We start from the raw sequence: 20,478 nt of genomic DNA, 5'->3' as shown, positions 1-20,478 counted from the left end.
GGTGCGGGGTGCTCGGCCGAGCCGCAGACGGTGCAGGGCTCGCCCGCGACGAGCGCGGCGGCGAGTTCGGCGGCGATGCCGCGCAGCCGGGCCTCCTTGAGCTCCAGCCAGCCTTCGCGGGCGGCGGCGGACTCCTCGCGCGCCGTGAGGAGTCCTGCCTCGGTGCGCCGGGCGTCCTCGTCCAGGGCGTCGCGGCGCCGGGCCGCGTTCAGGTGCAGCCGGGCCGGTTCCAGCCGGCCGGCGAGCTGCTCGGCGAGGGTGGCGGCCTGCTGGGCGGCGTCGACGCGGGCGGCCAGGGCGGTACGGGTCTCCTCCCAGCGGTCGAGCCACTCGGCGGATTCGCGCAGCTGCTCCTCGGCCGAGCGGGCCTCACGCTCCAGTACGGCCCGTTCACGGGCGGTCTCGGCGCAGCGCTGTTCGGCGCGGCGGGCGGCGCCGAGCGCGCCGAGGTCCCCGCGGAGCCGCTGCTCGACGGCGGCGAGCTGCTCGGCGCCCGCACCGGCGAGTGATGCGGGGAGTTCGGCGCGGGCGGCGGCCTCGGCTCCGGCGGCGGCCCGGCAGGCCGCGGAGGCGGCCTCGCGCAGGTCGAGCGCGGGGGCGACCAGGGCGGCGCGGTCGGCCCGGTCGAGGAGGCCGCGGACGCGCTGCCGTTCGGGGGCGGCCTGTTCCAGCAGGGCGGCGCGGCGGGCCGTCTCGGCGTGCCGGGCCTGGAGCCGGTCGAGTTCGCGGGCCTGCTCGGCGGCCCGGCGGGCGGCGGCGTGCCGGCCCTCCGCCGCGGCCAGTGCGTACTCGGCGACGGCGAGGCGCTCGCGGGCGGAGCAGCGGGCGACGGCCGCCCAGGTGCGGACGGCCTCGGCGAGGCCGGGGTCGCCGGGCTGCAGCGCGGGAAGGGGCCGGGCGCGCAGGTCGGCGCAGTCCCCGGCGGCCTGGGCGATCCGCTGGGCGGTGCCGAGGACCTTCTCGTCGCCGGCGCGGACGCGGGCCTCGGCGGCGCGGCGGCGCTCGGCGAGCAGGGTTTCGACGGCGGCGAAGCGGCGGGTGTCGAAGAGCCGGCCGAGGAGGCGGCCGCGCGCGTTCTCGTCGGCGCGCAGGAACTTGGCGAACTCGCCCTGCGGGAGGAGGACGACCTGGCAGAACTGCTCGCGGCTCATGCCGAGGAGCTGCTCGACCTCCTCGCCGATCTCCTGGTGGGACCTGCTCAGTCCGGTCCACTCCCGGCCGTCGTACTCGCGCAGCAGGCTCTGCGCCTTGTCCCGGGTGGTGCCGGTGCCGCGCTTCTTCGGCCGGTCCTGCTCGGGACGCCGGGTGATCTCCAGGCGGCGGCCGCCGGCGGTGAACTCCAGGGTGACCTCGGTGGGGGTGCCGGGGTCGGCGTGGTCGCTGCGCAGGGTGGTGCCGGGAGCCTGGCGGGCACCGGGCACGGCCCCGTACAGGGCGTAGCAGACGGCGTCGAGGACGGAGGTCTTGCCGGCTCCGGTGGGTCCGTGCAGCAGGAAGATGCCCGCGCCGGACAGGGCGTCGAAGTCGACCTCCTGGGATGCGGCGAACGGCCCGAAGGCGGTGATCCGGAGCTTGTGCAGCCTCACCGGCGGGCCTCCTGCCCGTCGGCGGCGGCCGCGGCCCGCACGTCCTCGAAGGCGTCGTGCAGGACGGCGCGCTCCGCGTCGTCGGGGGCGCCGCCGCGGACGTGGGCGACGAAGTCCTCGGCGATCTCCTGGTCGGTGCGTCCGCGCAGGCGCTGGGCGTAGGTGGCACCGCCGTCGTCCTCGCGGCCCTCGGGGTCGAAGGCGAGGCTGAGGGTGTGCGGGAAGCGGGCGGTCAGGCGGGCCATGGGGTCGTCGGGGCGGACCGGGTCGGTGAGGACGGCCTCGATCCAGGAGTGCTCGTGCCCGGTGTGGGCGGGATCGCCGAGGAGGTCGTCGAGCCGTCCGCGGAGCCGGGCGAGGGGCCGGGGCACGGGGGTGTCGATGCGCTCGGCTGTGATCTCGCCCGCGGGGCCGAGGTCGACGAGCCAGGTGCTCTTGCGGTGGGCGGCCTCGGAGAAGGAGTAGGCGAGGGGGGAACCGGAGTAGCGGACCCGTTCGCTGATGGTCTGGCAGCCGTGCAGGTGACCGAGGGCCGCGTAGTCGACCCCGTCGAAGACGGATGCCGGGACGGCCTCGACGCCGCCGACGGCGATGTCGCGTTCGCTGTCGCTGGCCTGCCCGCCGGCGACGAAGGCGTGGGCGAGGACGACGGATCGGGTGCCGGGGGGCCGCCCGGCGAGGTCGGCGCGGACACGGTCCATGGCCGCGCCGAGGACCGCCTCGTGGCCCGCCTTCGCGGCGCCGACGGTGTCCTTGACGAGGGCCGGCTCCAGGTAGGGCAGCCCGTAGACGGCGACGTCGCCGTGCTCGTCCGCCAGGAGGACGGGGTCGGCGCAGCCCTCGGGGTCGGTCCTGAGGTGGATGCCGGCCCGGCCGATGAGTCCGGCGCCGACGCCGAGGCGGCGGGCGGAGTCGTGGTTGCCGGAGATCATCACGGTGGGCACGCCGAGGTCGGCGAGCCGGTGCAGGGCCTGGTCGAACAGCTCGACGGCGGGCAGCGGGGGCACGGCCCGGTCGTAGACGTCGCCGGCGACGAGGACGGCGTCGACGCGGTGCTCGCGGACGGTGTCGACGAGGTGGTCGATGAAGAGGCTCTGCGCGCCGAGCATGTTGACGCGGTGGAAGGACCGGCCGAGGTGCCAGTCCGAGGTGTGCAGGAGCCTCACTGCGCGGCTCCGCCGGCCGTTGCGCACCGCATGCCCGTCCGTCCCCCTGCGTCGCCCGCTGCCGATGAACCCGTCCGATGGACTCCCCTACGCTAACGCCTCGCCCGCGGCCCGCACCGCCGTTCGGGGGTGGTCGGGCAGCGCGGTGAGACGAACGTCTCAATCGGGGCGAACCGCCCCCGCGGGCGCCGTGGGGGGTATCAGGCGGCGTACGTCTCCCCGCCGAGGGTGAGCACGGCCGTGCCGGCGGTGGTGTCGGCGAGCCAGGCCCCGAAGGCGGGCAGTTCCGCCTCGGGCAGGGCGACCTCGATCTCGACGGCGGCGCCGTAGCGCAGCCCGACGACGGTCCGCCCGGTGGAGCGCAGGTCGTTCTGCGTCTTGCCGGCGCGCTGGTGGTCGACGGTGACGGTGGCCAGGCGGTAGCGGCGGCGGGTGACGGTGCCGAGTTCGTCGAGGGCCTCCCCGACGACGCCTCCGTAGGCCCGGATGAGCCCGCCGGCGCCGAGCTTGACGCCGCCGTAGTAGCGGGTGACGACGGCGACCGCGTACCGGATGTCGCGGCGCATCAGCATCTGGAGCATGGGGACGCCGGCGGTGCCGCCGGGCTCGCCGTCGTCGCTGGCCTTCTGGACGGCCGCGTCGGCGCCGATGACGTACGCGTAGCAGTTGTGCGTGGCGGCGGGGTGCTCGCGGCGGATGCGGGCGACGAAGTCCTGCGCCTCCTGCTCGGTCGCGGCGGGCGCGAGCGAGCACAGGAAGCGCGAGCGGTTGATCTCGGTCTCGTGCGCGCCCTCCCGGGCCACCGTCGCGTACTGGTCTGACTTCACCGCTCCACCCTAGTCCGTGGCCGCGGGCGGCCGGGGACCGCCGCCGTCGCGCCGGTACCGCGGGGAATCGGGCGGGCCTCCCGGCCGTTGAGCGGGTGCGGCCGGTCGGCGGCCGTGAGCGGCAGCATCGCAGCAGGAGGCGCATCCGTGTACGGCGACCCGGCAACCATCCGCAGGATCCTCACCGAGCTCGGCGACACCTGGGCCGTGGTGGGCCTGTCCAACAACACCGACCGGGCCGCCTACGGGGTGGCGCAGGTGCTCCGGCGGTTCGGGAAGCGGGTGGTGCCCGTGCATCCGAAGGCCGAGGCCGTGCACGGCGAGCCGGGGTACGCCTCGCTCGCGGAGATCCCGTTCAAGGTGGACGTGGTCGACGTGTTCGTCAACAGCTCCCTGGCGGGGGCGGTCGCCGACGAGGCCGTCGCCGCGGGCGCGGACGCGGTGTGGTTCCAGCTGGGCGTGGTGGACGAGGCCGCGTTCAGCCGGACCCGGGCGGCCGGGCTGGAGATGGTCATGGACCGCTGCCCCGCCATCGAGATCCCGGCGCTGCTGCCGTAGCCCGGCCGGGCCGTCAGGGCCCGGCGACGGGCGGGATGGAGACGGCGAGGGTCATCTCCATCGGTGCGCCGCCCTCGTTGCGGTAGGCGTGGGGGGCGTTCGCCTCGAAGGAGACGGCGCCGCCCGCGGGCACCGCGTACCGCTCGTCGGCGACGACGAGGGTGAGCTCCCCGGCGGTGACGTGGAGCATCTCGAACGTTCCGGCCGGGTGCGGGTCGGAGTCGGCGGCCTCGCCGGGCTCCAGGCGGTAGCTCCACATCTCGACCGGGCCGCGCCGGTCGTCGCCGAGGAGCATGCTGGCGCGGCTGCCCGCCTCGGTGGACCACATGCGTACGCCCTGCCCGGGGAGCACGACGTGCACGTGCGGGGTGCGGTCGCGGTCCAGGAGCGTGGTGATGCTGACCCCGAGGGCGTCGGCGAGCTTGACCGTGGTGCCGACGCTGGGGTTCGTACGGGCCTGCTCGATCTGGATGATCATGCCGCGGCTCACCCCCGCGCGGGCGGCCAGCGCCTCCAGGGTGAAGCCGCGCTCGCCGCGCCAGTAGCGGAGGTTGCGGGCGAGGGCCTGGGTGAGATGTTCGAAGTCCGACACGTTCCGTCCAATATCCTGGATGCCGCAGTCCAACGGAATGAACTATCGTGCGGCGTATTCGACGCTGCACTCCACCGTTCACTGCACTGTACTGCGAGGCTCCGCCCATGACCTCCCTCTTCGCCCTGGCCACAGCAGTGCTGTGGGGACTCGCCGATTTCGGGGGCGGGCTGCTCACCCGGCGACTGCCCGCCCTGACGGTGGTCGTCGCGTCGCAGGTCCTCGCCGTGCTCGCCCTGGGCGCGGTCGTCCTGGGCACCGGCGCCTGGCGGGAGGCCGGGCCGCAGCTGTGGTTCGCTGTCGCCGCCGGCCTGGTCGGACCCGTCGCGATGCTCAGCTTCTACAAGGCGCTCGCGCTCGGCCCGATGGGCGTGGTCTCGCCGCTCGGCTCGCTCGGCGTGGTCGTCCCGGTCGGCGTCGGGCTGGCACTGGGCGAGGAGCCGGGGGCGGGCCAGTTCGCCGGGATCGCCATCGCCGTCGTCGGCATCGTGCTGGCGGGCGGCCCCGAACTGCGCGGGGCGCCGGTGCAGCGCCGGGCGGTGGTGCTGACCCTGGTCGCCGCCTTCGGGTTCGGCGCCGTGATGGCCCTGATCTCGCACGCCTCGTCGACCGTCACCGGGCTGTTCCTGGCCCTGTTCGTGCAGCGCGTCGTCAACGTGGCCGCCGGCGGCGCCGCCCTGTGGGTGCAGGTGCGGCGCGGCTCCCCCGCCCTCCCGGACGGCGTCGGCCCGCGGACCCTGTGGCGGCTCCTGCCCGCCCTCGCCTTCGTCGGGCTCGCCGACGTCGCCGCGAACGGCACGTACTCCGTCGCCGCCCAGAACGGCCCGGTCACCGTCGCCGCCGTGCTGTCCTCGCTGTATCCGGTGGTCACGGCCCTCGCCGCGTACGCCGTGCTGCGGGAGCGGCTGCGCGCGGTCCAGGCCGCCGGAGCCGGGCTCGCCCTGGCAGGAACGGTTCTCCTGGCCGCCGGTTAGGTACGGGCTAGCCCGCGGCGGGCTCGGCGGCGGCCGCCCCGGCGGTGCGCTGCTCGGCCTCGGCCAGCTCCGCGAGCGCCCGCAGCTGGTCCGGGGTGACGCCGTCCGGGATCGGCACCGGGGCCGGGGTGCGCAGCGGCGGCTGCCAGCCCGCCTCCTCCGTCCACCTGCGGACGATGCGGGCGGGGGCGCCCGCGACCACCGCGTGGTCGGGCACCTCGCCCCGGACGACCGAGCCCGCGGCGACGACGACGTTCCGGCCCAGCTTCGCCCCGGGGAGGACCACCGCGCCGGTTCCGAGCCAGCAGCCGGGGCCGATCTCGACGGGCGCGCTGCGCGGCCACTGCCGGCCGACCGGCTCGTTCGGGTCGTCGTAGCTGTGGTTCGTGGAGGTGATGTACACCCCGGGTCCGCAGAACGTGTCGTTCCCGATGGTGATGCGGCTGTCAGCTATGACGTGCGTGTCGCGGCCGAGCACCACGCCGTCGCCGATGACGAGGACGGGCTCCGCGCCGAGGTCGAGGCCGGGCAGCATCCCGGCGGTCAGCGTGACCTGTTCGGCGACGATGCAGTGGCTCCCCAGCCGGATCCACGGCTCGCCGAAGACGGTGCCCTGGGGGAACGCGAGCCGTGTGCCGTCCCCGATCGCGCCGAAGCGGAGCCGTCCCGGGGTCTGCACGGTGACGGCGCCGGCCTGCTGCATCCAGCGCCAGGCGGCGTGCGCCGCGCGGCCGGCGAGGCGGCGGCGCAGGGCGGTCAGCGATGAGAACGTGTTCTGGTTCTTCGGCACCGGGCCACCGTAGCGTGCCCGGCGCCCCGGCCGCGCCGTGATCTTCACCCCATCGCAGGCCGGAAGGCGGCCATGGCCTACGGTGCCCCTGGCGCGACACGCGGGATCCACCGGGCCCGCCGCCCCCGGGCGGCCGTACCACCCGTACCACCGAGGACTGAGGAAGAGGACATGGCGGAACACGCGGACCACACCCCGGCCGGGGCACTCGTCGCGGGCGTCGGGGGCAGGAGCCCGCAGATCGACCCCGGCGCCTTCACGGCGCCGACCTCGGTCGTGGTCGGCGACGTCACCCTGGGGCCGGGCGCGAGCGTCTGGTACTCGGCGGTGCTGCGCGCCGACTGCGGCCCGATCGTGCTCGGCGCCGACAGCAACGTGCAGGACAACTGCACCCTGCACGTGGACCCCGGGTTCCCGGTCACCGTCGGCAAGCGCGTGTCGATCGGCCACAACGCGGTCGTGCACGGCTGCACCGTCGAGGACGACTGCCTGATCGGCATGGGCGCGACCGTCCTGAACGGCGCGGTCATCGGCGCCGGGTCGCTGGTCGCCGCGCAGGCGCTGGTGCCGCAGGGAATGGTGGTCCCGCCGGGCTCGCTCGTCGCGGGCGTCCCCGCGAAGGTGCGGCGGGAGCTGACCCGGGAGGAACGCGAGGGCATCCGGCTCAACGCGGCGATGTACCGCGAACTCGCGGAACAGCACCGCGCCTCGGTCGTCCCGCACGCGTGATGCGCGGCGGAGCCGGGCGGGCCCGGCGGCCCGCCGGCTCCGCCGGATCCGGCGTCAGCTGCGGGCGGCCGCCGGCTCGGCCTGCGCGGGCTCCTCGGGCGCCTGCGGCGCCGGAGCCTGGGCGGCCGCCTTCGCCGCGCGCCGCTTGATGACGATCATCGAGGTGAGGCCGACGAGTACCGCGAGCACGAGCCCCAGCCAGGAGAACCGCTTCAGCCAGGCCTCGGCGACGATGCCGACGTAGTAGATGACGGCCGTGGTGCCGCCCGCCCACAGGATGCCGCCGAAGACGTTGGCGATCAGGAACTTCCAGTACGGCATGTGCAGCACGCCGGCCAGCGGCCCGGCGAAGATCCGCAGCAGGGCGACGAACCTGCCGAAGAAGACGGCCCACATGCCCCACTTCTGGAAGGAGCGCTCCGCCAGGGCGACCTGCGCCGGCCCGAAGTGCTTCGGGAACCGCTTCCCGAGCCGCTCCAGCAGCGGCTTGCCCCCGCGGCGGCCGATCGCGTAGCCGATCGAGTCGCCGACGATCGCCCCGGTGGTGGCGCAGATGCCCAGCACCAGCGGGTCGATCTCCCCGTGCTGCGAGGCGAGCAGCGCCGAGCTGACGAGGATGATCTCCCCCGGCAGCGGGATGCCGAGGCTTTCCAGCCCGATGACCACTCCGACCAGGAGATAGATGGCCACCGCCGGAATCTGCTCCAGCCATTCCTGGATGTGCACCGGTGCGTCCTCCCGTTTGCGTACCGGCGCGTCCCCGGTGACGCGCCGAACGGGCAGCCTATCCGCTCCGGACGACCGCCCCGGCCCGCAGCGGCAGGTCCCGCGAGGAGCGGCCCGCGAAGACCTCCCGCCGGCCGGTGCCCAGGACCCAGCCGTGCCTCTCCGGATCCCAGCAGGACAGGGCCCGCGCGTCCACTGCGACGGCGACCCGCTCCGACTGCCCCGGCCCCAGCGTGAGGCGCCGGTAGCCGGCCAGGGCCCGCACCGGCTGGTCGAGCGCGAGCCGGGGCGAGGGGCCGACGTACACCTGGGCCACCTCGGTGCCCTTGCGGCGGCCGGTGTTGCGGACGGTGAACTCCACGCGCAGGCCGCCGCCCTCGGGCCGGACCGACAGGTCCGCGTACTCCCAGGAGGTGTACGACAGCCCGTGCCCGAAGGGGAACAGCGGCGCCACCCGCTGGGCGTCGTACCAGCGGTGGCCGGTGAGGACGCCCTCGGTGTATTCCTCGCGCCCTCCGGGCTCCGGGCCCTGGCCCCCGGCCGCCGGTGCGCGCCGCCCGTCGGCCGGGAAGGTCTGGGTGAGGCGCCCGCCCGGCTCGGCGTCGCCGAAGAGGACGGCCGCGGCGGCCTCCGCGGCCTCCTGGCCGGGGTGGTACATCTGGAGGACGGCGCCGGTGCGGGCGAGCCACGGCATGGCCGTGGCCGAGGGCGTGGTCAGCACGACCGCGGTGCGCGGGTTCGCCGCGGCGACGGCCTCGATCAGGGCGTCCTGTCCGCCGGGCAGGCCCAGCGAGGCCCGGTCGGCGCCCTCGGTGCTCTCCTCGTGGGCGAACAGGACGACGCTGCGGGCGGACTTGGCGACCCGTACGGCCTCGGCGACGTCGGCGGCCCTCGTCGCGCCGGTGGTGCGGCGCAGCCGGAACCGCTGCCCGCGGGGGCCGCCCCGGGCGGTGACGGCCAGCCGGTGCTCGCCGGCCCGCAGGGAGACGGTGCGGCGGCGGAGGGCCTGCCCGCCGGGTGCGGCGGCCGGCAGCCCGCCCGCATCCTGCTCGGCGGCGCCCTGCCGGAGGGGGAAGAGCTCCTCGCCGTCGAGGCGGACGGTCGGCCGCTCGCCCGAGTAGTGGACGACGAGGGTCCATTCGTCGTCCTCGGCGAGCGCGAACCGGCCCTCGTGGCTCCAGGTGCGCCCCGCGGCGACCCACCGGTCGTCGAGGGCGGCGGGCGGGGTCAGCAGGTCCGCGGGGAGCGGCCGGCCCTGCACGTCCTCCCCGGCGGCGTGGACCACCAAGGCCCCCTTCCCGGCGCGCCGGGCGAGGGCCGTGAGCGGGGAGGCGGCCGCGGGGGAGCCGCCCGCCGCGCCGGCGGACGGCATCCGGACGGTGGGCCCGATGACGGCCACGGAGCGGGCCGCGGCTCCGGACAGCGGCAGGGTGCCGCGCTCGTTGCGGAGCAGGACGGCGCCGGCGGTGGCGACCCGGCGGGCGAGCCGCGCCCCCGCCGTCGCGTCGCGGGCGGGCCGGGCGGCGGGCCGGCCGTCGAGGTGGCCGAACCGGTCCATGGCGGTCAGGATGCGGCGCACCGCCTGGTCGACGGAGGCCTCGGCGACGGTGCCGGCGCGGACGGCCTCCATGAGCGGGGCTCCGAAGCGGGTTCCGCCCGGCATCTCCATGTCCAGGCCGGCGCCGATGGCCGCGACGGTGCCGTGGGAGGTGTCCCGGTGGGAGAGCACCCAGCCGCCGAAGCCCCAGCGGCCGCGCAGCACGTCCTCCAGGAGGGCCCTGTTCTCGCATGCGCGGGTGCCGTTCACCTTGTGCGGGGCGGCCACGACGGCGCCGGCCCCGGCGGCGACGGCCGCCTCGAAGCCGCGCAGCGCGCTCTCGTGCAGGGTCCGCTCCCCGGCGACGGCGTCGGCGGTGTGCCGGCCCTGCTGCCGGGTGGCGAGGGCGAAGTGCCGGACAGCGGCGACGGCGCCCTCGTCCTGGATGCCGCGGACCACTTCGGCGACCAGGTCGGCGGTCAGCCGCGGGTCCTCGGAGAAGGCCTGGGCGTTCCGGCCTCCGAAGGGGGTGCGGATGAGGTCGGCCGCAGGGGCGAGCAGCACGTCCTGGCCGAGGGCGCGGGCCTCGCGGCCGAGGAGGCGGCCGTACTCGCGGGCGAGCGCCGGGTCGAAGGCGGAGGCCAGCACGACGGGCGCGGGCAGGGCGGTGGCCGGCCCGGCGCCCCGCACCCCTGTGGGGCATTCGGCGAACCGCAGCGGCGGGATGCCCAGGCGGGGTACACCCGGCAGGTGGCCGGCGGCGGCGCGCCCGGCCGGGTCGGGGGCGCCGTGCAGGAGGGTGGTCTTCTCGTCCAGGGTGAGCCGCTCCAGCAGGGCCTCGACGCGGGCCGCGCTGCCGGGCCGGCCGGTTGCCGCCGCGGCGCTCCCGCCCGCCGCCGGGGCGGGTGCGGTACGGGTCCCCGTACGGGAGGTGGCGCCGGGCGGCAGCGGGGCTCCGCAGCCGCCCGCGCCGAGCGCCGCGCAGGCCGCGCCGAGGGCGCCGAGCAGCCGCATCGCCGAACGCCGGGAGAGGGCCCCGCTCATGCCACGGCCTCGCTCATGGTGCTCCCTGCGGCTCCGTTCGGCGGGAGCGGCCCGCGCCGGACCGCTCCCGGGAGCCACTGTGGCGCCGTGCGGGCGGCGGGCCGGAGGGGGCGCGCAGGAGCGGGGCGGAGTTTCAGCCCTGCGGCGGCTGCACGAGGGGGTCGGGGGTGCGAGGCGGCTCGCCCTGCGACTGCACGCGCGCCTCGGTGCGGTGCCCTCGGGCGATGTAGTCGCGTACGACGGCCTCGACGGCGTCCTGCGGTGAGGCGACCCCGGCAAGGACCATGACCTCCACCACGAGTTCCGCGTCGAGGCTGATGTCGATCTTGGCTCTGCCTGCCATGGGGGCTCCCCTGTCGTCGGTGTCCGCGGCGCCGCGGCCGGGGCCCGGGCGGGCTCCGGCGTCCGGGCCGGTGCAGGACCCGCCGGAACGCGAGTGGGGCCGCGCCCGGCAGGCGCGGCCCCACTCATTCCCCCCGGGAGGTGTGGTCATGCGTTGGGGCGCAGGGTCCACACGACGGTCATCTCCCCGGTCACGGCCTCGTCCTCGCGCTGGATGGCGACGGCGACGGGGAACTCGGGGCGGCCACCGGCGTCGAGCTCGGCGACGACGTCCGCGGCGGGGCGGCCCAGCGTGGCGGTGGCGGTGACGACACCCTTGGCGAGCTTCTTGTAGGCGATCTCGGCCTTCACCGCGAGGGGCACGGCGCGCGAGAGCTGGTCGCCGAACGCGGCGAGCACGATGGCGCCGCTGGCGGACTCGGCCAGGGTGAACATGGCGCCGGCGTGCGGGCCGCCCACGTGGTTGTGGTAGTCGGGCTGGTCCGGCAGCCGGACGACCGCGCGCTCCGGGGTGGTCTCCAGGAACTGGAGGTTCAGGGTCTTGGCCATGGGCACGGTCGCGGCGAGCAGTTCGCCCACGTTCATCTGGTCTGCGCTCATGGGCGGCGATGTTACCCGCGAGTAGACCCGCTTGACCAGACCTCTTGCCGGGGGCGGCCGTTCCCGGTGACGGTGCCTCCCACTATGGTTGTCGGCCATGTGGCCAGGACAGCAGCAGCCGCCCGGGGGACAGCCCAGCCCTCAGGACGCGCAACAGAACCCGTACCAGCAGCCGCCGGGACAGCAGCCGAACCCGTATCAGCAGCAGCCGGGATACGGATACCCGCAGGCGGGGTACCAGGCGCCGGGCCAGCCGGGGCAGCCGGCACAGCCGTGGACTCAGCCCCAGCAGGCCGTTCCCGCGCCGCCCGGCGGCGGGGGCGGCGGCCTCTCCACCAAGACCGTCGCGATCGTCGCCGTCTCCGCGGTGGTCGTCGCGGCGGCCGCGACGGGGGCGTTCGTCCTCACCCGGGACGACGGGAAGGGCAACGAGGCCGACGGCAAGCCCGCCGCCTCCTCCGCGGCCCCCGCCCCGGCGTCGAGCGAGCCGGCCCCGACGGGCGCGAACCCGCGCGGCGGCGGCGACGTCCAGCCGGTGATCCCGGGCTGGAAGGTCGTGGTCAACCCCAAGTACGGCACCGCCTTCGACGTGCCGCCGGAGTGGAACGTCGCGAGCCCCGGCGTCATCGCCAGCTTCACCGACGACGTGAAGAACGACGGCAAGCCGATCATCAGCTTCTCCGCACCGGCCTTCCTCAAGGAGGACTGGTGCAAGATCGACTCCGACAAGGACGGCCGCGAGGAGAAGACCGAGCTGGCCGGCACCGGCACCAAGGGCGGGCAGGGTGCCAAGGACACCGCGGAGGCCGTCCGCAACGAGGCCGGGAACTGGGCGTTCGCCGCGTTCGCGCAGAAGGCGCCGAAGGGGACCGTGAAGGTCTCCGACCCCAAGGAGTACACGACCTCCTCGGGCCTCAAGGGCCACATGGCGACCGCGACCGCGATCGGCGTGCCCAAGGAGAACAAGTGCTCCCGCGACGGCAAGTCCGTCGCGTTCAGCTTCAAGACCGCGAACGGCGACTTCTCCAGCTGGATCCTCTTCAGCTCCGTCGGAGTCGAGGGCGAGGTCCCGCAGGAGACGATGGACAAGGTCCTCAGCTCGGTGCGCCTGCACGGCACCGGAACGGCGGGCTGACCCCCACGATCCGGGCAGGCCGCGCCGATCCGGCCGGAGCCCGCCGCGGGCGCCCTGAGGGGCCCCCGCGCGCGGAGCCCGCCCCGGGCGGGATATCCGTTTGGCATCCCGGCCCGGGACGGGGATAGTCCCAGGGTGAGTTCTCCCGCCGCCACCCCTCCCGCCCCGTCCGCGCCGGCCCCGACGCGCCGCAGGCCCGCCTGGGCCGGCCGCAACTACACGCTGCTGACGGGTGCGGCCGTCATCACCAACCTCGGCAGCCACGGGGCGCTCATCGCCTCGGCCTTCGCCGTCCTGGAGGCGGGGGGCTCCGGGGGCGACGTCGGCCTGGTGGCGGCGGCCCGCACCCTGCCGCTGGTGCTCTTCCTCCTGGTCGGCGGCGCCGTCGCCGACCGGTTTCCGCGCCACCGGGTGATGGTCGCGGCCAACGCCCTCAACTGCGCCTCGCAGGCCGCCTTCGCCGTCCTCGTGCTCACGGGGACGCCGCAGCTGTGGCAGATGATGCTGCTGACCGCGCTCTGCGGCACCGGCACCGCCTTCTTCAACCCGGCCGCCGAGGGAATGCTGCTTTCCAGCGTCTCCGGCGAGCACGCGAACCGCGCGTTCGCCCTGTTCCGGATGGCGATGAACGGCGCCGGCATCGGCGGGGCAGCGCTGGGCGGGGCGATGATCGCCGCGATGGGGCCCGGCTGGGTCCTCGCCGTCGACGCGGCCGCGTTCGCGCTCGCCGGCGCGCTGCGCGCCGCCCTCGACGTCGGCCGCGTCGCCGAACGGGCCCCGGGCGGCGGCCTGCTGGCCGACCTGCGAGAGGGCTGGGTGGAGTTCAGGACCCGGCCCTGGCTGTGGAGCATCGTGCTCCAGTTCTCGGTCGTCGTCGCGGTCGTCGGTGCGGCGGAGGCCGTGTACGGGCCGCTCGTGGCCCGCGACCGGCTGGGCGGCCCCGCCCCCTGGGGCCTGGCGCTCGCCCTGTTCGGAGCGGGTACCCTCGCCGGCGCCGTCCTGATGATGCTGTGGAAGCCGCGCCGGCTGCTGCTGGTGGGCACCCTGTGCGTGTTCCCGCTGGCCCTGCCGTCGGCCGGGCTCGCCGTCCCGCTGCCCGTGTGGGGCCTGTGCGCGGTGATGTTCGTCAGCGGCGCGGCCATCGAGGTGTTCGGCGTGAACTGGATGACGACGATGCACCAGGAGATCCCGGAGGACAAGTTCTCCCGGGTCTCCGCCTACGACTGGTTCGGCTCGGTGTCGATGCTGCCCCTCGCCACGGCCCTGGCGGGACCCGCCGAGGCCGCCTTCGGCCGCACGAACGCACTCTGGGGCTGCGCCGTCCTGGTCGTGGCGGTCACCGCCGCGGTCCTCGCGGTGCCCGACGTCCGCCGCATGACGCGCCGGCCCTCGCCCCCGAAGGCCGGCTCGCTGCCGGGCGCCGCGGCGGAGGCGGCTGCGCGGCCGGAGCCGGTGCGCTAGACGGCCCGGTGCGCCGGACGGCCCGGTGCTCTGGACGCCCCGGTGCCCGGGGCCCGCGCTCAGCCGATGCCGAACGCGCCGTCGGGCGGTTCCGGCGAGGCGACGGCGTCCGCGTCGGCGACCGGGAGGGCGCCGCGGGCGAACCGCTCCAGCGCGGGCCCGTCCTCCACGCGTGCCGGGAAGGCGTCGGCGGCGCACCGCCGGGCCAGCGCGGCGAGGGGGAGCTCCCGGTCCGAGGCGAGCAGGACGGCGTTGCCGAAGCGGCGGCCGCGCAGGACGCCCGGCTCGGCGATGAGCGCCACCCGGTCGAACGCGGCGCGGAAGTTGGCCAGCTGGCCGCGGAGGAAGCCGAACGGCGCCCCGTCCGCCAGGTTCGCCGCGTACACCCCGCCGGGGCGCAGGACCCGGGCCGCCCCGCGCGCGTACTCCAGGGACGTCAGCTGCGCCGGAACGCGCGAGCCGCCGAACACGTCGGCGACGAGGACGTCCGCACTGTCCGCGGGCGCCGCCTCCAGCCACGCCCGCGCGTCGTCGACGTACACCGTCACACCGGATCCGGCGGGCAGCGGCAGGTGCTCCGCCACCAGTGCCGCCAGTCCGGCGTCGAACTCCACGACGGACTGGCGCGATCCGGGGCGGGTGGCCGCCGCGTAGCGCGGCAGCGTCAGGGCGCCGCCGCCGAGGTGCACCAGGTCCAGCGGGCTGCCCGGCTCGGCCGCGCAGTCCAGGACGTGTGCGATGCGGCGGGCGTACTCGAACTCCAGGTGCTCCGGGTCGTCGAGGTCGACGTACGACTGGGGGGCGCCGTCGACGGTCAGCAGCCACGCCCGGTCCCGGTCGACGTCCGGCATCAGCTTGGCGGTGCCCTGCCCCACGGCCCGGACCACCGGGATCTGCTCGTCGCTCACCGCACCATTGTCCGGCAGCCAGGCGGCCGGTACGCGCGGCGGGTGCCGTGCGGCCGCGCAGGCGGTCAGGCGTTCCACACCGCGGCGGCCTCGGCCGCGTGTTCGGCGGCCTGCGCGTACCCGGCCCGCGCCGCTGGGGCCCGGCGTGCGGGATCGAGGACGTTCCTGCCGATGGCGCGCCGGGCCGCGGCCGACGGGGAGACCAGCAGGACGCGGGCGCCGTCCCGCCGCAGCCCCTCGGCCTGCGAGGCCGGCGACGGGGCCAGCCGGGAGCCGAGGGTGATCGGGGCGAGGATGACGACCCGCTCGTACCCGGCCGCCAGGTCGGCGTTGACCGCGGACCGGATACCTCCGTCGACGAAGCGCCGCTCCCCCACCGTCACGGGCGGCCAGACGCCGGGCACGGCGCAGCTCGCCGCGACGGCGTCGACCAGCCCGGCCCCGCCGTCCCGGTCGAAGAAGGCCGGCTCGCCGGTCAGGGCGTCGACGGCGGTCACGACGAGCCGGTGCTCCGCCGGCCACTCGTGCGAGACGAGACGCTCCTCGAACACCCGGCGGCGCGCCTCCTCCCCGCCGGTGTCCGCGGCCAGCGCCATGGCCCCGATGCGGCGCCGGTAGGCCGCCCCGTCGCGGGAGCGGAGCATCGCGGCGCCGTAGCGGGCGAGGAGGCCGGCGCCGACCCGGGCCGCGCGCTCGCCGGCCGGGTCGGCGAGCTGGCGCTCGTACAGCTCCCGCGGGGTGAGCCGGCCGGAGGCGAGCTGCGCGCCGACGAGGGAGCCCGCCGAGGTGCCGACGACGAGGTCGGCGCCGGCGAGGTCCACGCCCGCCTCGGCGAGCCCGTACAGGAGGCCGCACTCCCAGCCGACGCCGGTGAGCCCGCCTCCGCCCAGCACCAGTGCCGTGCCCCGGCTCTCGCCGCCCGCGCCGCCCGTGCCGTACACGCCGTCCGTGCCGCCCATCGTCCGCCCCTTCGCCTTCGCCCGTGCCGTCGGTCAGGCAGTCTGGCGCACGCCGCCCGCGGCCGGCCCGGCGGGGGCGGCGTCCCCCGGGCCGGTCAGTCGAGCACGGTCGTGACCGTGCCCGCGCCGACGGTCCGGCCGCCCTCGCGGACGGCGAAGCCGAGGCCCGCCTCCAGCGGCACGTCCCGCCCGAGCTCGACGGTCATCGCGACCGTCTCCCCGGGGCGGGCGGCCGCGGCGGCACCCAGGTCCACGGCGCCGGCGACGTCGGCGGTGCGGATGTGGAACTGCGGCCGGTACCCCGTCGCCAGCGGGGTCCGCCGGCCGCCCTCCCGCGCGGACAGCACGTACACCTGCGCGGTGAAGCGCCGCCGCGGCTGCGCGCTCCCGGGTGCGGCCGCCACGTGGCCGCGGCGCACCCCGTCGCGCGGCACGCCGCGCAGCAGCAGGGCCACGTTGTCCCCGGCCTCGGCGGACTCCATCGTCCTGCCGAAGGTCTCCAGGCCGGTGACGGCGGTCTCGACGGGTCCGCCGGCGCCGCCGAGGAGGGCGACCCGGTCGCCGGTGCGGATCCGTCCGCGCTCGACGGCTCCGGTGACGACCGTGCCGCGGCCGGTGATGGTGAGCACGTTCTCGACGGGCAGCAGGAAGGGCGCGTCCGTGTACCGCACGGGCACGGGGACGTAGGTGTCGACCGCGTCGAGCAGCGCCTCGACGGCCCCGGTCCACTTCGGGTCGCCCTCCAGCGCCCGCAGCCCGGAGACCCGTACGACGGGTGCCGTGCCGCCGCCGTAGCCGTGGGCGGTGAGCAGCTCGCGCACCTGCAGCTCGACGAGGTCGGCGAGGTCCGGGTCGGCGGCGTCGGCCTTGTTCAGGGCGACGACGATGTGGTCGACGCCGACCTGCCGGGCGAGGAGGACGTGCTCGGCGGTCTGCGGCATGACGCCCTCGGGGGCGGAGACGACGAGGATCGCTCCGTCGAGCTGGGCGGCGCCGGCGACCATGTTCTTGACGTAGTCGGCGTGGCCTGGCATGTCGACGTGCGCGTAGTGCCGGGTGTCGGTCTCGTACTCGACGTGTGCGAGGTTGATGGTGATGCCGCGCCGGGCCTCCTCGGGGGCGCGGTCGATGCGGTCGAAGGGCACGAAGGAGGCTCCGCCGCGGCCGGCGAGGACCTTGGTGACGGCCGCGGTGAGGGTGGTCTTGCCGTGGTCGACGTGGCCCATGGTGCCGATGTTGAGGTGCGGCTTGGTGCGTACGAAGGCCGTCTTGGCCATGGTGTCTCTTCCCGTGTCGCTCGCTCTGCGCGCCGCCGGCCGTGGCCGGGACGGGACCCCTGGGCGGGCCGACCCTCCCCCTGCGGGGTCCGCCGGACTGTCCGGGAAGGGTCAGCTTCGTGCGCCGTCGACGGCGGCGGCCTGCGCGCCGAGGGGCGGGAGGACAGCCTTCGGCGCGTCCGCGACTGCGGACGGCTCTGCGGTGAAGGCGGACCGGGACATGCCGCGATCCTGCCGGACGGCTGACGCCCCCGTCGAACGAATTTCCCCGTCTGCGCCGACCGTTGGGCGGGAGGCACCCGTGCGGGCGGACCGCCCGCCGGCCACCTCCCGGCCACCGGGTGTTCCTCCGCATGAGACCGGGATTACGGCGGGGCGCCGCCTACCTCGGTTAGTCTCCCCGGATGTCCCTCCTCCTCGCGCCGTGGGCCCGGCTGTCCCTCCTCGTGGTGCTGCTCGCCGCGGCCGGGGTCGGCGTCCTGGTCTACGAGCCGCAGCGCCTGCTGTCGCAGGGCTGGCCGCCGGGCCTCCCCGCGGGCGCCGCGGCCGTGCTGTTCGCGGTCGCGTACGGCCTCGGCACGGCGGCGCTCGTGCCGCGGCCGCTGCTGAACCTCGCAGCCGGCGCGCTCTTCGGCATCCCGCTCGGGCTGCCCGCGGCCGTGGCCGGCTCGGTGATCGGCGCCGGGATCTCCTTCGGCATGGGCCGGGTACTGGGGCGGGACGCGCTGCGCCCGCTGCTGCGCGGCCGCTGGCTGCGGGCGGCCGACGACCAGTTGGCCCGCCACGGGTTCCGGTCGGTGCTCGCGGTGCGGATCTTCCCTGGCCTGCCGTTCGCGGCCGCCAACTACGGTGCGGCGATGTCGCGCTGCGGCTGGCTGCCGTTCCTGTCCGCGACCGCGCTCGGCGTGGTCCCGAACACGGCCGCGTACGTGGTCGCGGGGGCCAGCGCGGACAGTCCCGACTCCCCCGCGTTCCTGTTCTCGTTCGCGTTCATCGCCGTCTCCGTGGCGGCCGCGGCGGTCGTCGGGTGGCGGGGGAGGCGGCGCCTGACGGCCCCCCTGGCGCGGGCGGCCGGGGAGCCCGCCCCGGCGCCGGCTCCCGTGGTCGGAGCAGGCGTTCACGGGGCCTAGCATCTGATCCGAACTGTCCGACGAGCACGACGAGAACAAGGACGAGCGACGCCCACATGACCTGGTTCGAATCCCTAATCCTCGGTCTCGTCCAAGGGTTGACGGAGTTCCTGCCGATCTCCTCCAGCGCCCACCTCCGGCTGACCGCCGCGTTCGCCGGCTGGGAGGACCCGGGGGCGGCGTTCACGGCGATCACGCAGATCGGCACCGAGGCCGCGGTGCTGATCTACTTCCGCAAGGACATCGCGAAGATCGTCTCCGCGTGGTTCCGGTCGCTGTACACGAAGTCGCTGCGCTCGGACCAGGACGCCGTGATGGGCTGGCTCGTCATCGTCGGCTCGATTCCGATCGGCGTGCTGGGGCTGACCCTGAAGGACCAGATCGAGGGCCCGTTCCGCGACCTGCGGCTGACGGCGACGACCCTGATCGTCATGGGTGTCGTGCTGGGCGTCGCCGACCGGCTCGCGGCCCGCGACGAGGAGGGCGGCCGGCACCGGGCGGTCCGCGAGCGCAAGACGCTGCGGGAACTGGGCGTCCGGGACGGCCTGATCTTCGGTGTGTGCCAGGCGATGGCCCTGGTGCCGGGCGTCTCCCGCTCCGGTGCGACGATCTCCGGCGGCCTGCTGATGGGCTACACGCGCGAGGCGGCGGCCCGCTACTCCTTCCTGCTCGCGATCCCGGCCGTGCTGGCCTCGGGCGGCATGGAGCTGAAGGCCCTCGGCGAGGGGCACGTCGCCTGGGGGCAGACGATCTTCGCCACGGTCGTGGCCTTCGTCGTGGGCTACGCGGTGATCGCGTGGTTCATGAAGTTCATCACCACCAAGAGCTTCATGCCGTTCGTGATCTACCGGATCCTGCTCGGGATCGCCCTGTTCGTCCTGATCGGCCTGGGCGTCCTCAGCCCGCACGCCGCCGAGTCGGCGGGCTGACCCACCTCGACGATCACCTGTTCGAGTGAACTGAGGAGGCCTCCGGGAACGTTCCCCGGGGCCTCCTCGTCGTTGTGTGTGGAGGCCGGAGAACGGCCGGGCGAGCAGCAGGGGGTGTCCCATGGGCCGAGTGGTGTTGGAGCGTTTTCCCGCGGGGAGTCCGCGCGGAAGCCGGCCTGCCGAGGAGTACGCCGCGCAGCGGATACGCGAGGGCGTGCCGGCGGAGGTGGTGATGGACCTGGCCAGTGATGCGTTCCTGGTGGTGGTCCGGCAGCGCGAGGTGCATTCCGGCCACTGACCGTGTCGGCGTCGGCCCGGTGCGCGCACGCCTCTTGGCCGGGCGGCGCCGGGCCCCCACACTGACCCGATGACGCAGCGCGGGGATCTCGCCGCCGTGATGGACCGGATGGCGATCGACGAGGTGGTCACGGGCTACGCGGTGGCCGTGGACGACGGCGACTGGGAGGCCTACCGGGCGCTGTTCGCTCCCGGCGGGCGGGCCGACTACACCTCGGCGGGCGGGATCGAGGGCCCGGCCGGCGAGGTGGCCGACTGGCTCGCGGAGGCCTTGCGGCGGTTCCCGGTGCGCCAGCACCTCGTGGTCAACCGGCTGGTCCGGCTGGAGGGTGACGGGAGCGGCTGGCCGGCCGTGCGGGCGCAGGTGCGGGCCGACTTCGTCAACCCGATGCGGCTGGAAGCGGCGGGGGCTGCGGCCGTCGGGGACGCCGCCCCCAATTTCGTGGCCGCCGGGCGCTATTCCTTCGCGCTGGCCCGCTCCGACCGGGACGGCTGGCGGATCACCCGCGTCGCCGTGCACGAGAAGTGGCGCCGGCTGTCCGCCTGAGGGGCTGCCGGCCGGGCCCTGCCCCACACTGGAAGCGGAGGCGCGTCATGATCCCGAGGCGTACCCGGTTCGCCCGTGCGGCCGCCGCCGTAGCCGCGGGGGCGCTGCCGTGCCTGGCGTTCCCGGCGCCGGCGCTGTGGTGGTGGGCGTACGCGGCGCCCACTGCCACACCGCCCCGGTCAGCACCGCGCACCCCGCCAGCCCCGCCACGGCCGGCGCCCGCGCCGACGGTACGGCGACCAGCAGCACCAGCGCGCAGTTCACGGCCACCACCAGCAGGCTCACCAGCCACACACCGCCCACCGAGGCCAGCCGCAGCGCCGGGCCGACCTGCCACTGGCTCGCCCCCAGCAGCCCCCACGGC

Annotated in this window: 21 protein-coding genes and 1 pseudogene; 9 read left to right on the top strand and 13 right to left on the bottom strand. The window is 76.0% G+C overall.

Annotated elements, in window-relative coordinates; translation table 11 throughout:
- The 3 genes from EF903_RS12165 to EF903_RS12155 form a co-directional block, all read right to left on the bottom strand.
- Nucleotides 1-1,586 (bottom strand): AAA family ATPase (locus tag EF903_RS12165; RefSeq protein ID WP_148142513.1); only part of this gene is annotated, 1,586 nt, incomplete at its 3' end.
- A complete protein-coding gene (locus tag EF903_RS12160; RefSeq protein WP_125543224.1) occupies nt 1,583-2,752 on the bottom strand; it encodes an exonuclease SbcCD subunit D in 1,170 nt (389 codons plus the stop codon). The genes EF903_RS12160 and EF903_RS12165, both read right to left, overlap by 4 nt.
- A 200-nt stretch (nt 2,753-2,952) precedes the next feature.
- Nucleotides 2,953-3,579 carry a YigZ family protein gene (locus EF903_RS12155; protein WP_125543223.1) on the bottom strand — a complete coding sequence of 209 codons (627 nt, stop codon included), beginning with the start codon at nt 3,577-3,579 and terminating at the stop codon, nt 2,953-2,955.
- A 147-nt stretch (nt 3,580-3,726) separates the two neighbouring features.
- Between EF903_RS12155 and EF903_RS12150 the strand changes: the two genes are divergently transcribed.
- The gene (locus tag EF903_RS12150; protein WP_125543227.1) at nt 3,727-4,137 is read left to right on the top strand and encodes a CoA-binding protein; all 411 of its coding nucleotides are present in this window, start codon (nt 3,727-3,729) and stop codon (nt 4,135-4,137) included.
- Between the two features lie 13 nt (nt 4,138-4,150).
- On the opposite strand, the gene EF903_RS12145 is transcribed toward EF903_RS12150, so the two are convergent.
- Nucleotides 4,151-4,729, bottom strand: a complete 579-nt coding sequence (locus EF903_RS12145; protein ID WP_125543222.1) for an XRE family transcriptional regulator — start codon at nt 4,727-4,729, stop codon at nt 4,151-4,153.
- A 107-nt stretch (nt 4,730-4,836) separates the two neighbouring features.
- Between EF903_RS12145 and EF903_RS12140 the strand changes: the two genes are divergently transcribed.
- Nucleotides 4,837-5,703: a DMT family transporter gene (locus EF903_RS12140; RefSeq protein WP_125543221.1), complete on the top strand. Its 867-nt coding sequence runs from the start codon at nt 4,837-4,839 to the stop codon at nt 5,701-5,703.
- A 7-nt stretch (nt 5,704-5,710) separates the two neighbouring features.
- Here the strand turns inward: EF903_RS12140 and EF903_RS12135 are convergent, their stop codons facing one another.
- Nucleotides 5,711-6,493 carry a DapH/DapD/GlmU-related protein gene (locus EF903_RS12135; RefSeq protein WP_125543220.1) on the bottom strand — a complete coding sequence of 261 codons (783 nt, stop codon included), beginning with the start codon at nt 6,491-6,493 and terminating at the stop codon, nt 5,711-5,713.
- A 171-nt stretch (nt 6,494-6,664) separates the two neighbouring features.
- Between EF903_RS12135 and EF903_RS12130 the strand changes: the two genes are divergently transcribed.
- A complete protein-coding gene (locus tag EF903_RS12130) occupies nt 6,665-7,222 on the top strand; it encodes a gamma carbonic anhydrase family protein (RefSeq protein ID WP_125543219.1) in 558 nt (185 codons plus the stop codon).
- Between the two features lie 54 nt (nt 7,223-7,276).
- On the opposite strand, the gene EF903_RS12125 is transcribed toward EF903_RS12130, so the two are convergent.
- From EF903_RS12125 to EF903_RS12110, 4 genes are all read right to left on the bottom strand, one after another.
- The gene (locus EF903_RS12125; protein WP_125543218.1) at nt 7,277-7,948 is read right to left on the bottom strand and encodes a DedA family protein; all 672 of its coding nucleotides are present in this window, start codon (nt 7,946-7,948) and stop codon (nt 7,277-7,279) included.
- Between the two features lie 58 nt (nt 7,949-8,006).
- The gene (locus EF903_RS35860; protein WP_125543217.1) at nt 8,007-10,529 is read right to left on the bottom strand and encodes a beta-glucosidase; all 2,523 of its coding nucleotides are present in this window, start codon (nt 10,527-10,529) and stop codon (nt 8,007-8,009) included.
- A gap of 133 nt (nt 10,530-10,662) precedes the next feature.
- On the bottom strand, nt 10,663-10,872 hold the full coding sequence (locus tag EF903_RS12115; protein WP_125543216.1) for a type II toxin-antitoxin system VapB family antitoxin: 210 nt from the start codon (nt 10,870-10,872) through the stop codon (nt 10,663-10,665).
- Nucleotides 10,873-11,018: 146 nt separating this feature from the next.
- Nucleotides 11,019-11,471, bottom strand: a complete 453-nt coding sequence (locus EF903_RS12110; RefSeq protein ID WP_185902628.1) for a DUF4442 domain-containing protein — start codon at nt 11,469-11,471, stop codon at nt 11,019-11,021.
- Nucleotides 11,472-11,568: 97 nt separating this feature from the next.
- Here EF903_RS12110 and EF903_RS12105 point away from each other — a divergent pair, with 97 nt between their 5' ends.
- A complete protein-coding gene (locus EF903_RS12105; RefSeq protein ID WP_125543215.1) occupies nt 11,569-12,606 on the top strand; it encodes a hypothetical protein in 1,038 nt (345 codons plus the stop codon).
- Nucleotides 12,607-12,741: 135 nt separating this feature from the next.
- On the top strand, nt 12,742-14,067 hold the full coding sequence (locus tag EF903_RS12100; RefSeq protein WP_125543214.1) for an MFS transporter: 1,326 nt from the start codon (nt 12,742-12,744) through the stop codon (nt 14,065-14,067).
- Nucleotides 14,068-14,126: 59 nt separating this feature from the next.
- Here the strand turns inward: EF903_RS12100 and EF903_RS12095 are convergent, their stop codons facing one another.
- From EF903_RS12095 to tuf, 3 genes are all read right to left on the bottom strand, one after another.
- On the bottom strand, nt 14,127-14,918 hold the full coding sequence (locus EF903_RS12095; protein WP_125543225.1) for a spermidine synthase: 792 nt from the start codon (nt 14,916-14,918) through the stop codon (nt 14,127-14,129).
- A gap of 122 nt (nt 14,919-15,040) precedes the next feature.
- A complete protein-coding gene (locus EF903_RS12090; RefSeq protein WP_125543213.1) occupies nt 15,041-15,934 on the bottom strand; it encodes a patatin-like phospholipase family protein in 894 nt (297 codons plus the stop codon).
- 95 nt (nt 15,935-16,029) lie between these two features.
- Nucleotides 16,030-17,211 carry an elongation factor Tu gene (gene tuf / locus EF903_RS12085; RefSeq protein WP_125543212.1) on the bottom strand — a complete coding sequence of 394 codons (1,182 nt, stop codon included), beginning with the start codon at nt 17,209-17,211 and terminating at the stop codon, nt 16,030-16,032.
- Between the two features lie 404 nt (nt 17,212-17,615).
- Between tuf and EF903_RS12080 the strand changes: the two genes are divergently transcribed.
- The 4 genes from EF903_RS12080 to EF903_RS12065 all read left to right on the top strand — a co-directional run bounded on the left by EF903_RS12080 (nt 17,616) and on the right by EF903_RS12065 (nt 20,114).
- Nucleotides 17,616-18,341 (top strand): TVP38/TMEM64 family protein, encoded by a 726-nt coding sequence (locus EF903_RS12080; RefSeq protein WP_125543211.1) that lies wholly within the window; start codon nt 17,616-17,618, stop codon nt 18,339-18,341.
- A 56-nt stretch (nt 18,342-18,397) separates the two neighbouring features.
- Nucleotides 18,398-19,270: an undecaprenyl-diphosphate phosphatase gene (locus tag EF903_RS12075; protein ID WP_125543210.1), complete on the top strand. Its 873-nt coding sequence runs from the start codon at nt 18,398-18,400 to the stop codon at nt 19,268-19,270.
- Nucleotides 19,271-19,391: 121 nt separating this feature from the next.
- Entirely contained in the window at nt 19,392-19,568 is a 177-nt protein-coding gene (locus EF903_RS12070; RefSeq protein ID WP_125543209.1) for a hypothetical protein, read from the top strand.
- A gap of 69 nt (nt 19,569-19,637) precedes the next feature.
- A complete protein-coding gene (locus EF903_RS12065) occupies nt 19,638-20,114 on the top strand; it encodes a nuclear transport factor 2 family protein (RefSeq protein ID WP_125543208.1) in 477 nt (158 codons plus the stop codon).
- 150 nt (nt 20,115-20,264) lie between these two features.
- Here EF903_RS12065 and EF903_RS34710 read toward each other — a convergent pair.
- Nucleotides 20,265-20,478 (bottom strand): annotated as a pseudogene (locus EF903_RS34710) (apolipoprotein N-acyltransferase); the annotation flags it as partial.

Origin of the sequence: Streptomyces sp. WAC05292 (genome assembly GCF_003949955.1) — a bacterium.
GTDB classification, from domain to species: Bacteria; Actinomycetota; Actinomycetes; order Streptomycetales; family Streptomycetaceae; genus Streptomyces; species Streptomyces globosus.
The sequence above is the reverse complement of the archived record's forward strand: the minus strand, read 5'-3'. Positions and strand labels throughout refer to the sequence as shown.